General features: G+C 42.8%; 10 protein-coding genes. 1 reads left to right on the forward strand and 9 read right to left on the reverse strand.

The genetic code is table 11. The annotated features are described in order from the left end of the window. Positions 1 to 3: 3 nt before the first annotated feature. From LGO15_RS17845 to hemA, 4 genes are read right to left on the reverse strand one after another with little or no spacing between them, the layout of a single operon-like run. Positions 4 to 780, reverse strand: coding sequence for a uroporphyrinogen-III synthase (locus tag LGO15_RS17845; RefSeq protein WP_167832791.1), 777 nt, complete (start codon positions 778 to 780; stop codon positions 4 to 6). Beyond that, positions 777 to 1,712, reverse strand: coding sequence for a hydroxymethylbilane synthase (gene hemC / locus LGO15_RS17850; protein ID WP_167832790.1), 936 nt, complete (start codon positions 1,710 to 1,712; stop codon positions 777 to 779). The genes LGO15_RS17845 and hemC overlap by 4 nt, the downstream gene beginning before the upstream one ends. 12 nt (positions 1,713 to 1,724) lie before the next feature. Next, positions 1,725 to 2,558 (reverse strand): cytochrome C assembly family protein, encoded by an 834-nt coding sequence (locus LGO15_RS17855; protein WP_167832789.1) that lies wholly within the window; start codon positions 2,556 to 2,558, stop codon positions 1,725 to 1,727. Between the two features lie 14 nt (positions 2,559 to 2,572). Beyond that, a complete protein-coding gene (gene hemA / locus LGO15_RS17860) occupies positions 2,573 to 3,919 on the reverse strand; it encodes a glutamyl-tRNA reductase (protein WP_167832788.1) in 1,347 nt (448 codons plus the stop codon). 259 nt (positions 3,920 to 4,178) lie between these two features. Here hemA and LGO15_RS17865 point away from each other — a divergent pair, with 259 nt between their 5' ends. Then, the gene (locus LGO15_RS17865; protein WP_226085442.1) at positions 4,179 to 4,664 is read left to right on the forward strand and encodes a LiaI-LiaF-like domain-containing protein; all 486 of its coding nucleotides are present in this window, start codon (positions 4,179 to 4,181) and stop codon (positions 4,662 to 4,664) included. A 55-nt stretch (positions 4,665 to 4,719) separates the two neighbouring features. Here LGO15_RS17865 and yihA read toward each other — a convergent pair whose 3' ends face one another. The 5 genes from yihA to tig all read right to left on the reverse strand — a co-directional run bounded on the left by yihA (position 4,720) and on the right by tig (position 13,129). Beyond that, positions 4,720 to 5,304 carry a ribosome biogenesis GTP-binding protein YihA/YsxC gene (gene yihA, locus LGO15_RS17870; RefSeq protein WP_167832786.1) on the reverse strand — a complete coding sequence of 195 codons (585 nt, stop codon included), beginning with the start codon at positions 5,302 to 5,304 and terminating at the stop codon, positions 4,720 to 4,722. Further along, entirely contained in the window at positions 5,301 to 7,628 is a 2,328-nt protein-coding gene (gene lon / locus LGO15_RS17875) for an endopeptidase La (RefSeq protein WP_226085443.1), read from the reverse strand. The genes yihA and lon overlap by 4 nt, the downstream gene beginning before the upstream one ends. Before the next feature lie 382 nt (positions 7,629 to 8,010). Beyond that, entirely contained in the window at positions 8,011 to 9,678 is a 1,668-nt protein-coding gene (gene lonB / locus LGO15_RS17880) for an ATP-dependent protease LonB (protein WP_226085444.1), read from the reverse strand. A gap of 424 nt (positions 9,679 to 10,102) precedes the next feature. Further along, positions 10,103 to 11,365, reverse strand: coding sequence for an ATP-dependent protease ATP-binding subunit ClpX (gene clpX / locus LGO15_RS17885; protein ID WP_167832784.1), 1,263 nt, complete (start codon positions 11,363 to 11,365; stop codon positions 10,103 to 10,105). Positions 11,366 to 11,839: 474 nt separating this feature from the next. After that, positions 11,840 to 13,129 (reverse strand): trigger factor, encoded by a 1,290-nt coding sequence (gene tig, locus LGO15_RS17890; RefSeq protein ID WP_167832783.1) that lies wholly within the window; start codon positions 13,127 to 13,129, stop codon positions 11,840 to 11,842. Between the last annotated feature and the right edge of the window lie 127 nt (positions 13,130 to 13,256).

The raw sequence follows: 13,256 nt of genomic DNA on the forward strand, positions 1-13,256 counted from the left end.
GGATTACCCTCCAATATTCAAAAAATTAGCAACACTTTTCAGCATCTCTTCAACGGTGTATTTTTCTGGCATGGCATGGACCTTCAATCCCCGCTGCTCTGCCTTCCTTTTTGATACAGGACCGATGCAGGCAACGATGCAGTGCTCCAGCTTGCTCCCTAAATTATGTTCCTCTACGATTTTCATAAAATGATCGATCGTGGAAGGGCTTGTAAATGTAAGTATATCAAGAGTTTCTTCCGTTAGCATCTTAACGAGCTTGCCTCTGCTTTCTTCAGGCAGGAAAGTTTCATAGATAATGATTTCATCGACGATTGCGCCTTTTTCCTTCAAAGCGGAAGAGATATAATCCCTCGCCAAGTTTCCTTTTGGGATCAAGACCTTCTCGCCATGATGGACATGTGGTAAAAACTCTTCAATAAAACCTTCGGCAACATATTCTCCTGGTACAAAGTCTACCTTAGCACCCTTGTCCACGAGGATTTCTTTTGTTTTTTCGCCAATCACGGCAATTTTGGGCAGAAGAACCTCTCCCTTTTTAAAAAAAGAATAAAAGGTTTCCACCGTCACATTACTCGTGAAAATAATCCAATCGTACGTATGTATATCAGTAAGTGTTTTAAGTAGTTTTTCAGAAGTTTTGACCGGCTGAAAGGCAATAAGAGGGATTTCCACCGGAACCCCTCCATTTTTTGCAACCAATTCGGAGAAAGACTTCGCGTGAGCCTTTCCCCTTGGAATCATGACCGTTTTATTTTGCAGCGAATTCGCTGAAATCATTCACTATCAAGCTCCTGTTTGACCTTGTCGATCAGGTCCTTCGCTCCCTGGCTGATGAGTTTGTCAGCTGCAAGCTCACCAAGCTCTTCTGGATTTCTTCCTGTTACCTGCTCCTTGAAGATGGTCTTTCCATCCGGAGAACCGACTAGTGCTGTCAGGACGATTTCTTCGTTCTCGTTAAGATAGGCATATCCGGCAATTGGCACCTGGCAGCCGCCCTCCATCTTATGAAGGAACGCTCTTTCTGCCCTAACTGTCGCGCTTGTTTCCGCTGATGTGAATTTTTCAAGAAGCTGAAGCAGCTCCTCGTCGTCACCGCGGCACTCGATTGATAGAGCACCCTGGCCGACAGCCGGCACACAAACATCTTCATCAATGAACTCAGTTACTATATCACTGGCCCATCCCATGCGCTTCAAGCCGGCAGCAGCAAGAATAATACCGTCATAGTCTTCTGTTTCGAGCTTTCCGATTCTTGTATCAATATTTCCGCGGATCCACTTCATTTCAAGATCAGGGCGCTGTGCCAGCAGCTGGGCACTTCTGCGCAGACTGCTTGTTCCGATGACTGAACCTGGTTTCAAATCTTTAAAAGCAACATGATCGTTGGAGATCAGGACATCACGATGATCTTCCCTCTCTGGGATTGCACCGATGACTAGTCCTTCCGGCAGAACTGCAGGCATGTCTTTCATGCTGTGGACAGCCATATCGATTTCTTTGTCCAGCATTGCCTGTTCGATTTCTTTTACGAAGAGGCCTTTCCCGCCAACCTTCGATAAAGTGACATCTAGAATTTTGTCTCCTTTTGTAACGATTTCTTTCACTTCAAACTCAAAAGGAGCACCTAGTTTTTTCAGCTGATCTATTACCCAGTTTGTTTGTGTCAATGCTAACTTACTTCGCCTTGAGCCAACGATAATTTTTCTCATGATAGCCTCCTATTATTGGTACCAAAAATGGAAAGATGATAATTTTCCAAAAAGGAAAAAGTTGATTAATACAATCAGGAATGATGCTACATTCCAAAGGGCAAGTGATTTCCCATACATCTCTTTGCCAACCCTTAAATACAGGTAGATGCTATAAACAGCGAGAACGATGAATGATCCTATCAGCTTGGCATCATACCAGGCAAGGTCAGGTACTTTGATCCACGCCCACTGAAGCCCCAGTATCAAGCTCAGAATCAGCATTGGTACTCCAATGACATTCAATATGTATGACCAATAATCCAGTTTTGTCAAATCCGTGATCCTCCATAACAGCTTACCCCACTTTTTCCTCTTTAAAAGGTCATATTGAATGAGATAAAGCAGTGAAAAGACCACCGAAATCGAAAATGCCCCATATGACAGGATCGCCATGGTGATATGGATTAGCAGCAGTTCCGATACAAGCTGTTCTGACATCACATTGGAATCATATTGTACGGGCGCGAAGGTATGGATCGCCATGATGATGAATCCAAGAATATTTGTAAAAAAGACAATGAAATCTACTTTTAAGAGTTTATTGATTGCCAGCGAGAGCGTTACCAGCACCCATGCATAAAAGTAAAGCCCTTCAAACAGGGTCAACACTGGGAACCGGCCTTGATCAAACATGTAAAATAGCAGAAAAATCGTCTGGAATCCCCATACAAATGCAAGTAACCAGAAGGCAATTTTGTTCGCCCTCCGGTTACTGTTAAGAAAATCGATAAAGTATAAGAGCACGCTAGCCGCGTAAATCACAATGGTTATTTCATGGAGACGTGTAATATAAAGATCACCCATGGGCATTACCTCTCTTACGGCTGAAAAGAAGCCTGAGGCGAAGGAACTTTTACCTGCTTGGTTTCAGCTGTTTTCATTCCTTCTTGTTCAGCGACGAGCTGTTCAATATTGAAAATCTTCACGAATAAATTCAGTGCTTCATCAGCATCCGGTCCAGCTGCAAGCTCTTTTGCCTGAAGGATTGGATCCTTGAGGAGCTGGTTGATGATGCTCTTTGTATGTTTGTTAAGGACTTTAATATCACGATCAGATAGATGTGGCAATTTGCGCTCGATGCTGTTCATCGTCTCTTGCTGGATTGAAAGGGCTTTGACCCTCAATGCAGAGATAACCGGAACGACACCTAATGTATTCAGCCACTGTTTGAATTGGACGATCTCGCTTTCAATCATGATCAGGATTTTCTCCGCAGCCTTCTGGCGTTCCTGTAGATTCGCTTCAACAATGCCCTCCAGATCATCGATATCATAAAGGAATACATTTTCAAGTGTAGCGATTTCAGGATCAAGATCACGCGGTACAGCGATATCAACCATGAATAATGGTTTTCCTTTTCGCTTTTGCTCGACCTTTGCCATCATATCCTTTGTGACAACAAAGTTCTTCGCACCTGTCGAACTGATCAGGATATCCGCATCCACGAGCGCAGTTTGGAGTTCATCCAGAGTTTTTGCCATGCCAGAGAAACGATTCGCCAAATCCTCAGCTTTCTGGTAAGTACGGTTGATGACCGTCACCTTCTTCGCACCATTGGCGTGAAGGTTTTGGATCGCAAGCTCACCCATTTTCCCGGCACCAAGAATCAGGACATGCTTCTGGTCCAGTGTCCCGAAAATCTTCTTGGCAAGCTCAACAGCCGCATAACTTACAGAAACAGCATTCGCACCGATATCGGTTTCGGAATGGCCGCGCTTGGCAATCGTGACTGCCTGCTTGAACAGCTGGTTGAAGACTGTTCCAGTCGTATTCTTTTCAAGGCCAAGCATGAAGCTTGAGCGCACCTGCCCAAGGATCTGGGTTTCACCAAGCACCATGGAATTTAACCCACAAGAAACCTTGAATAAATGTTCAATTGCACCGTCTTGCTCATAAATGAACAGGAACGGAGTAAATTCTGCCTGAGGGATCCCGAACCATTCAGATAGAAACTCTTTGATATAATATCTGCCTGTATGAAGCTGGTCCACCACGGCATATATTTCTGTACGGTTGCAAGTTGATACGATGACATTCTCGAGGATGCTCTTCTTTTCCTGAAGGGCACTCATGGCTTCACCAAGGTTCGCCTCGTTGAATGTCAATCTTTCGCGGATTTCGACAGGGGCAGTTTTATAGTTTAGACCGACAACGATAATATGCATTATGAATTGACACCCCCACATAGAAATTGCATAATTGGCTAAGGCAATTATACATGACGTTTTTTTCCTTCTTACGTTGTAAATGTGAACAACTTTCGAAAAAAATATATATATAAATGCATTGATTAAATTGAACTATCTCTTCTGTTTATTTGTTATACTTTTATACTATATCAAAAGCAAATAAACATACTCCCTAATGTACCTTATCAAAGTTTGTCCTTTAATTCAAGTGAGCCTTTCTGGAAGTGGTGAAAGAATGAAAAATCAAAGAATTATACCCGGAATGATATTGATTGGATTTGGAATCTATTTTTATCTTCAACAGGAAAATGTTTCGTTGTTCAATGAATTTTATACGTGGCCGACACTTCTGATCATCGTAGGAGCTGCCTTTTTAGTTCAAGGCTATTGGGGCAAAGATTATGAAGCTATCTTTCCGGGCGTGATACTCGTTGGATTCGGTGTCCACTTTCATGTGGTCAATAAATTCTCACTCTGGCCTGATCATCTTGGAGCCTTCATATTAATCATTGCCCTTGGCTTTTTGCTGCGATACCAGAAAACAGGCAACGGCTTGTTCTACGGTGTCCTCTTTCTCATTTTAGCAGCATTGCTGCTGTTTTATGACAGAATCAGCGGATGGCTTGGTTTATTGGAAAATGGAGTTTCGACCGCATGGAGATTTTGGCCTGCAGCATTGATCCTGATTGGTGTCTACCTGTTATTTATTAAAAAGAAATAAGAAGACCCGCACTGTGTTCGAATCACGGTGCGGGTTTCTTTTATATTGAAATATATTATCTCATGAAACTTCCTAATACTGACCAGGCTTTGTCTTTTCCTTCGCCAGTTTCTGATGAAAAAAGAATGATGGTATCATCAGGATCGAGATCAAGAGTTTCTTTGGTAATTTTTAAGTGTTTTTGCCACTTTGATTTCGGAATTTTATCCGCTTTGGTCGCAATGATAATGACTGGGATGTCGTAATGCTTGAGGAAATCATACATCATCACATCATCCTTTGAAGGCGGGTGCCTTAGATCAACGATCAGCAGCATCGCTCTCAACTGTTCGCGTGAGGTGATATAAGTTTCGATCATCTTGCCCCAGGCTTCACGTTCCGACTTGGAAACCTTCGCATACCCGTATCCTGGAACATCAACAAAATGAATCATTTCATTGATCAAGTAAAAATTGAGGGTCTGAGTCTTGCCCGGCTTGGAAGAAGTCCTTGCAAGGGCTTTCCTGTTAAGCATTTTATTGATAAAAGAGGATTTACCAACATTCGACCGGCCTGCAAGGGCGAATTCCGGAAGATTTCCTTCCGGATATTGATTCGGCCTTACAGCACTAATCACGATTTCTGCACTATTTACTTTCATTGAGAATCACCGCTAGCAAGAGCGTGCTTCAATACTTCATCTACATGGGATACTAACACGAATTCAAGCTCCTTACGTACACTTTCAGGAATATCATCAATATCTTTTTCATTATCTTTTGGACAAATAACCTTAGTAAGGCCAGCTCTGTGGGCACTCAATGATTTTTCCTTAAGCCCGCCAATTGGCAGTACACGCCCTCTGAGCGTTATTTCTCCTGTCATTCCTACTTCCCTGCGGATCGGCTTTCCTGATAACGCAGAAACGAGAGCAGTAGCAATCGTAATCCCCGCTGAAGGTCCATCTTTCGGTACAGCACCTTCTGGAACGTGGATGTGAATATCATTCTTTTCATGGAAATCAGGATCAATGTCCAGGTCCTTCGCTTTGGAACGCACATAGCTGAAAGCAGCCTGCGCGGATTCCTTCATGACATCCCCCAGCTTACCCGTGAGGACCAGCTTGCCTTTTCCTGGCGACAAGGAGACTTCAATCTGGAGTGTGTCACCGCCGACTGTTGTATAAGCTAGTCCAGTGGCAACGCCCACCTGGTCTTCCAGCTCAGCCTGCCCATACCTGAATTTAGTCTTGCCAAGGAATTCCTCAACATTCTTTTCACTGACTATTACACGCTTCTTCTCTCCGGAAACAACGATTTTCGCCGTTTTCCGGCAGATGGATGCAAGCTGTCTCTCAAGAGAACGCACACCTGATTCCCTAGTATAATAACGGATTACCTTTGTGATGGCTTCATCCTTCATCTGTAACTGTGATTTGGACAGACCATGATCCTTGATTTGGCGTGGAAGCAAATGGTCCTTGGCAATATGCAGCTTTTCCTGCTCTGTATAGCCAGCAATATTGATGATTTCCATCCTGTCTAGCAATGGACCTGGTACAGTTGAAAGATTATTGGCAGTAGCGATGAACATTACTTTTGAAAGGTCATATGCCTCTTCAATGTAATGATCGCTGAAATTATGGTTTTGTTCGGGATCGAGCACCTCTAGCATCGCAGAAGAAGGATCACCGCGGAAATCATTGGACATTTTATCGATTTCATCAAGAAGGAACACAGGATTAATCGTACCTGCCTTTTTCATTCCCTGGATGACCCGTCCTGGCATAGCGCCGACATATGTCCTTCTGTGCCCGCGGATTTCTGACTCATCACGGACTCCACCTAAAGAAACCCTTACAAAATTACGGTTCAGGGATTTCGCAATCGACCTTGCAAGACTCGTTTTACCGACTCCTGGAGGTCCAGCCAGACAAAGAATTGGTCCCTTCAAGGAGTTTGTCAGCTTCTGGACTGCCAGATATTCAAGAACCCTTTCCTTTACCTTTTCAAGTCCATAATGGTCCTTATCAAGAATTTTTTCTGCCTTGCTGATATCAAGGTCATCCTCTGTCGATTTTGACCACGGCAAAGCAACAAGCCATTCGATATAGTTCCGGATAACGGCACTTTCTGCTGATGTCGTCGGAACCTTTTCATAACGGTCAAGTTCCTTCAAAGCTGTTTCCTTCACATTTTCAGGCATGCCAGCAAGCTCGATTTTTTCGGTCAGCTCAGCAATTTCTCCTGTCTTCCCTTCCTTTTCACCAAGCTCTTTTTGAATCGCCTTCATCTGTTCACGCAGATAATATTCCTTTTGGGTCCGTTCCATCGAACGCTTAACCCGCTGGCCAATCTTCTTCTCAAGGCCCAGAACTTCTTTTTCATTATGGATGATTTCGATGACACGATTCATCCGTTCCTTGATCTCAATCGTTTCAAGAATTTCCTGTTTCTCTTTTAGCTTAAGAGGCAAATGGGAGGCGATGATATCCGCCATCCTGCCTGGCTCCTCAATGTCTGAAACAGATGCATACGTTTCCGCAGAAATCTTCTTGGACATTTTTATGTATTGTTCGAAATACTCAAGCATCGTTCTCATCAATGCTTCATCTTCGACATCCTTGGATTCATCGTCTTCGAACGTCCTTACCTTACAGGAGAAATGGTCATTTTCATCAGAAATTTCAATGATTTCAGCTCTCGACAATCCTTCAACCAATACACGGATCGTTCCGTTCGGGAGCTTCAGCATTTGCTTGACGCGAGTCAGTGTACCCATCTGATACAAATCCTCTTCGCCTGGTTCATCTATGGATATATCCTTTTGGGTTGTAAGATAGATTAAATGGTCATCCACCATTGCCTTCTCCAGTGCCTGTACCGATTTTTCACGCCCCACATCCAAATGCAGGACCATCGTCGGATATACAAGTAAACCGCGCAGCGGCAGGAGAGGGACAGTGTGTTCATTTTTATTCGCCATGACATTGCACCTCCAACATGCATTGTATCAAACCATAAGTATAATAATACTTTGTTGTTCAATTCTATCGTATTTATTTTCTAGTGTCTAATATCAGCACCGATAAGCCTCATTGATTAGTATCCTGATATTCATGTGAAAATATGTCCACATCTGAAGTTACTTTCGAAAGCATACAAGAATATTTTTGGGAAGGATCTGATATACCGTCCCATACCCTCTTTCCTTTTCTCAGGGAAAAATAAACCCACTTTGTTGCTGTGCTAAATATTTAAGGGACTTGAGTATTTGTTCCCTCACCGATTAGCCTCTACCCGTGGTACACGTTCATTAGGAAAAAAGCCTAAAAAAAGAACGCCGGCAAGCGTTCTTTTTTACGATATTAGCTCGTCTCTTTTTGAGTCAATTCATCGGCTGCTTTAATGATTTGCTCTCTTGGATGATCTTTTACAAGAGCAATTTCAAATACTTCATTCAGGTGGGTGACAGGAATGATCTCTATATCGGTGATTTCATTAAGAATCGTCTGGACATTTTCTTTTGGAATGATCACCTTTTTGGCACCTGCTTTTTTTGCTGCCTTCACTTTAGGAAAGACACCGCCAATTGGCTTCACATTGCCGTGAATGCTGATTTCACCTGTCATCGCGACCGTATTGTCCATCGGGATTTTATAGATGGCTGAATAAATCCCTGTCGCCATTGCGATTCCGGCAGAAGGGCCATCGATTGGAGTGCCGCCTGGGAAATTTACATGGATGTCGAATTCATCGGCTGGAACGCCCATCGACCTAAGGACAGTGATGACATTTTCAATCGAACCTCGCGCCATACTCTTACGGCGTATTGATTTTCCCTGTCCGCCGATACTCTCTTCATCGACGATACCAGTTATATTGATGGACCCTTTTTCCTTTGCTTTGATGACCGTCACTTCGATTTCGAGAAGTGCGCCTGTGTTGGGACCATACACAGCCAAGCCATTAACTAGGCCGACTGCTGATTTTTCATTAATCCGTCTTTCCATCCTTGGTGTCAGCTGGCTTGAATGGACCACCCATTCAATTTCCTCTTCTTTAATATAGGTCCGTTCATCTGTTATTGCCAATCCAGCGGCAATCTGCACCATATTAACGGCTTCACGTCCATTACGGGCATAATTCGATAAAATCTCAATCGCTTTTCCACTCATAGTCAGCTGTACTTTTTCTGCAGCATTCCTTGCTACTTCAGAAATTTCCTCCTGGGTTAGCTCACGGAAAAATACTTCCATGCATCTCGACCTGATTGCTGGAGGTATTTCACTTGGAGTTCTCGTCGTTGCTCCGACAAGACGGAAGTCTGCTGGGAGCCCATTTTTGAAGATATCATGGATATGGCTTGGTATTTGCGTGTTTTCTTCATTATAATACGCACTCTCCAAGAACACTTTCCTGTCTTCCAATACTTTTAAAAGCTTGTTCATTTGGATAGGATGCAGTTCCCCAATTTCATCAATGAATAATACTCCGCCATGCGCATTGGTAACAGCACCTTGTTTCGGCTGTGGAATACCCGCCTGGCCCATCGCACCGGCTCCTTGATAAATCGGATCATGAACAGATCCGATTAATGGGTCGGCGATTCCTCTTTCATCAAACCTCGCCGTCGTGGCATCCAACTCAACAAATACTGAAGATTTTTTGAAGGGGGATTTTTCGTTTTGCTTAGCTTCTTCTAATACCAGTCTGGCCGCAGCTGTTTTCCCTACTCCAGGCGGTCCATAAATGATGACATGCTGAGGATTCGGTCCACATAAGGCAGCTTTTAGTGCCTTAATTCCATCTTCCTGTCCAACAATATCCCTGAAGCTTGATGGTCTGACTTTTTCAGCTAGTGGTTCACTCAAAGAAACCGATCTCATCTTCCTTAACTGTTCCATTTCCTTTCGGGATTCCCGATCAATTGATACTTTTTGAGTCCGCTGATTCTTAAGTAAATTCCAGAAATACAGCCCGATGATGATTCCAAAAAACAGCTGTATGAACAAGGCGATTCCGGTCCAACTCAATTATATTCCCTCCCGTAAGTTGATACTATTGGCTTTAACCTAGTATCTCCCTGAGAGTGTTGGAATAAACAATATTTTCAAGTGAATTTTCCCATTTGGATAGACCCTGGTATGGAAGGGAAATGAATAGGTTTTCTCCGATTTTCCGGAAGATTTGGAGATGATTCGGACAGATTTTCAACTCACACCGCTAAAAACCTGTCTTAAGTTGCTGTACTTCTGACAGCTTTTCCTCTTTTCACCCCAAACCTGTCTTAAGTTGCCCTTTCTTTTGACAGTTTTTCTTCCTTTAACACCAAACCTGTCTTAAGTTTACCTTACTTTTGACAGCTTTTCTTCTTTCTTCGCTGAACCTGTCCGGATTTCAATGCGGGGTTCTCTAAAGTAAAAAATCCCGGTGAGAATTCACCGGGATTTAAGCCTATTATGCTGAATTTCTTTCGTCTTTAAGTACTGTTCCGTCTTCTAGCACTAGTTTTGGCGGCATGCTGTTTTCGATTGTTTCTTTTGTGATGATACATTTAACAATGTCATCACGTGAAGGAAGGTCGAACATGACGTCCAGCATGATGCCTTCGATGATTGAACGAAGTCCACGCGCACCTGTTTTGCGTTCAATTGCTTTCTTGGCAATTTCAATCAGTGCATCGTCTTCGAATTCAAGCTTGACATCATCTAGCTCAAGCATTTTTTGATACTGCTTTACAAGAGCGTTCTTCGGTTTTGTCAGGATCTCGACTAGCGCTTCTTCATCAAGTGGAGTCAAGCTGGCAATTACCGGAAGACGACCGATAAATTCAGGGATTAACCCAAATTTCAGTAAGTCTTCAGGAAGCACTTTTGACAGCAATTCCTTTTTATCCAAATCTTCTTCTTTCTTTTCTGAACCAAAGCCAATTACTTTCTGGCCAAGGCGGCGCTTGATGATCTGCTCGATTCCGTCGAATGCTCCGCCGCAAATGAACAGGATATTCGTCGTATCGATTTGGATGAATTCTTGATGAGGATGCTTTCGTCCACCTTGTGGCGGTACGCTCGCAACTGTTCCTTCAAGAATTTTCAATAGTGCCTGCTGTACGCCTTCACCGGAAACATCTCTAGTAATAGAAGGGTTTTCGGATTTTCTGGCAATCTTATCGATTTCATCGATGTAAATGATTCCTTTTTCGGCTTTCTCTACATCGTAATCAGCAGATTGAATCAGCTTCAGAAGAATGTTTTCAACGTCTTCTCCAACATAACCCGCTTCCGTCAATGATGTTGCATCCGCAATTGCGAACGGAACATTAAGAATACGTGCCAATGTTTGGGCAAGTAAAGTTTTACCGCTTCCTGTCGGCCCAATCATCGCAATATTACTCTTTGACAGTTCCACATCATCGATTTTGCTGTTCGAGTTGATACGCTTATAGTGATTGTAAACGGCTACAGATAAATTTTTCTTTGCCTGATCCTGGCCAATTACATACTCATTAAGAATATCTCGGATTTCCTGTGGCTTCGGAACATCCTTAAACTCCACTTCTTCTTCGGTGCCAAGTTCTTCTTCAACGATTTCTGTGCATAATTCAATACACTCGTCACAGATATAGACGCCTGGCCCTGCCACCAATTTGCGGACTTGATCCTGCGTCTTGCCGCAGAAAGAACATTTGAGCTGCCCTTTTTCATCATTAAATTTGAACAATGCCTTCACCCCTTGAGTACTTCTAAACATATATAAAGCTGCGATTCATAAGCAAACGATCAGTTAAGTAACAGTTTTTCTGCTGCTATCGAGCAGGTATGTATTGCATTGTATCACATTTTGCCATAGTACAGGAAATAATAACCCTCGGCCGTTTTTGTTTCGCGCTTATGAATCGAAAAAAATATGTACTAACTCATCTTATCCATAAATCGAGCCGTTAAATCGACTTAGAGCAAATTGCTAAAAAATTATGTATGTATATCGGTGTTAATTGTAGAAAACAAGGCACGATTTACTCGCGCCTTGTTTCTATCTTATAAACTAAGTATAAAATTCACTTCGAGAAATGTCTAGCTGCGGCTCCTAACTCCTCGAGACGCTTCGGTCCTGCCAATGAAGTCAAAGAACGACTTCACTGTCAGGCCCTCCAGCGCTTGTCGGAGTTAAGCAGTCGCCTCCGCTTTTCTCTTATTATGCAACAGTCTTACTGTTTTCTACAAGGAAATCAACTGCTTTTTTCAATTGAAGGTCGCCTTTGATTCCATCCAGGCTTCCGCCTAGTGCTGCTTGGATTTGATCAGCAGTCATATTGTACATTTCAGACATTTTTTGAAGCTCTGCACTTACTTCTTCATCTGTAACTTCGATGTTTTCAGCTTTTGCGATTGCTTCAAGAGTCAGGTTTACACGAACGCGTGTAGCAGCTTCTTCTTTCATTTGTTCGCGAAGAGCAGCTTCATCTTGACCAGAGAACTGGTAGTAAAGGTCAAGGTTCATGCCTTGCATTTGAAGGCGCTGTTCGAATTCGTTAACCATCCGGTCGATTTCAGTGTTGATCATTGATTCAGGAACTTCGATTTCAGCGTTAGCTGCTGCTTTTTCTACAACAGTGTCACGTTCGAAGTGTTCTTTTTGGTGTGCTTTATCGTGTGCAAGACGATCTTTGATCTTCGTCTTAAGCTCATCTAAAGTTTCAACTTCTTCGTCAGCATCTTTAGCGAACTCGTCATCTAGTGCTGGAAGTTCTTTTCCTTTGATTTCGTGAATTTTCACTTTGAAAGTTGCAGGCTTACCAGCAAGTTCAGCTGCATGGTACTCTTCTGGGAAAGTAACCTCTACATCTTTTTCTTCGCCAGTAGCTGTTCCAACTAGCTGTTCTTCGAAGCCAGGGATGAATGAACCTGAACCAAGTTCAAGTGCATAGTTTTCAGCTTTCCCGCCTTCGAAAGCTTCGCCATCAACGAATCCTTCGAAATCGATGACAACACTGTCGCCATTTTCAGCTGTGCCTTCTTCTTTAACAACAAGCTCAGCTTGCTTTTCTTGCATTGCTTTCAATTCGTTCTCTACTTCTTCATCTGTTACGTTTGTGTCGAATGCTTCTACTTCAAGTCCTTTGTACTCGCCAAGCTTCACTTCAGGCTTAACTGTAACAGTTGCCTTGATGATCAAGCTCTTGCCCTTTTCGATTTGTTCTACATCGATTTCAGGGCGGTCAACTGGCTCAATTCCAGTTTCGTCGATTGCATTTGCATATGCTTCTGGAAGAAGGATATCAATTGCATCTTGATATAAAGACTCTACGCCGAAACGCTTTTCGAACATTTGGCGAGGCATTTTCCCTTTACGGAATCCTGGTACGTTAATTTGCTTAACGACTTTCTGGAATGCAGCGTCAAGACCTTTATTGACCTTTTCTGCATCTACTTCAATTGTTAGAACCGTTTGGTTCCCTTCTCTTTTTTCTACCTTTGCAGACATATAGTTCCCTCCAACAATAATCTATTGTCATTTTAATTCGACGATGAATACTCTTGTTTACCAAGCAATATTCCAGATTAAATGTAAAATAGAATGATTTTTACATAATACAACCACTACATTATAA

It is taken from the genome of Mesobacillus sp. S13, from assembly GCF_020422885.1.
In the GTDB taxonomy this organism is placed as follows: domain Bacteria; phylum Bacillota; class Bacilli; order Bacillales; family Cytobacillaceae; genus Mesobacillus; species Mesobacillus selenatarsenatis_A.

Bases quoted from the DNA above. Each gene is read 5' to 3' on its own strand.
- LGO15_RS17845 (WP_167832791.1), bottom strand. From the start codon at position 780: ATGATTTCAGCGAATTCGCTGCAAAATAAAACGGTCATGATTCCAAGG.
- hemC (WP_167832790.1), bottom strand. From the start codon at position 1,712: ATGAGAAAAATTATCGTTGGCTCAAGGCGAAGTAAGTTAGCATTGACA.
- LGO15_RS17855 (WP_167832789.1), bottom strand. From the start codon at position 2,558: ATGGGTGATCTTTATATTACACGTCTCCATGAAATAACCATTGTGATT.
- hemA (WP_167832788.1), bottom strand. From the start codon at position 3,919: ATGCATATTATCGTTGTCGGTCTAAACTATAAAACTGCCCCTGTCGAA.
- LGO15_RS17865 (WP_226085442.1), top strand. From the start codon at position 4,179: ATGAAAAATCAAAGAATTATACCCGGAATGATATTGATTGGATTTGGA.
- yihA (WP_167832786.1), bottom strand. From the start codon at position 5,304: ATGAAAGTAAATAGTGCAGAAATCGTGATTAGTGCTGTAAGGCCGAAT.
- lon (WP_226085443.1), bottom strand. From the start codon at position 7,628: ATGGCGAATAAAAATGAACACACTGTCCCTCTCCTGCCGCTGCGCGGT.
- tig (WP_167832783.1), bottom strand. From the start codon at position 13,129: ATGTCTGCAAAGGTAGAAAAAAGAGAAGGGAACCAAACGGTTCTAACA.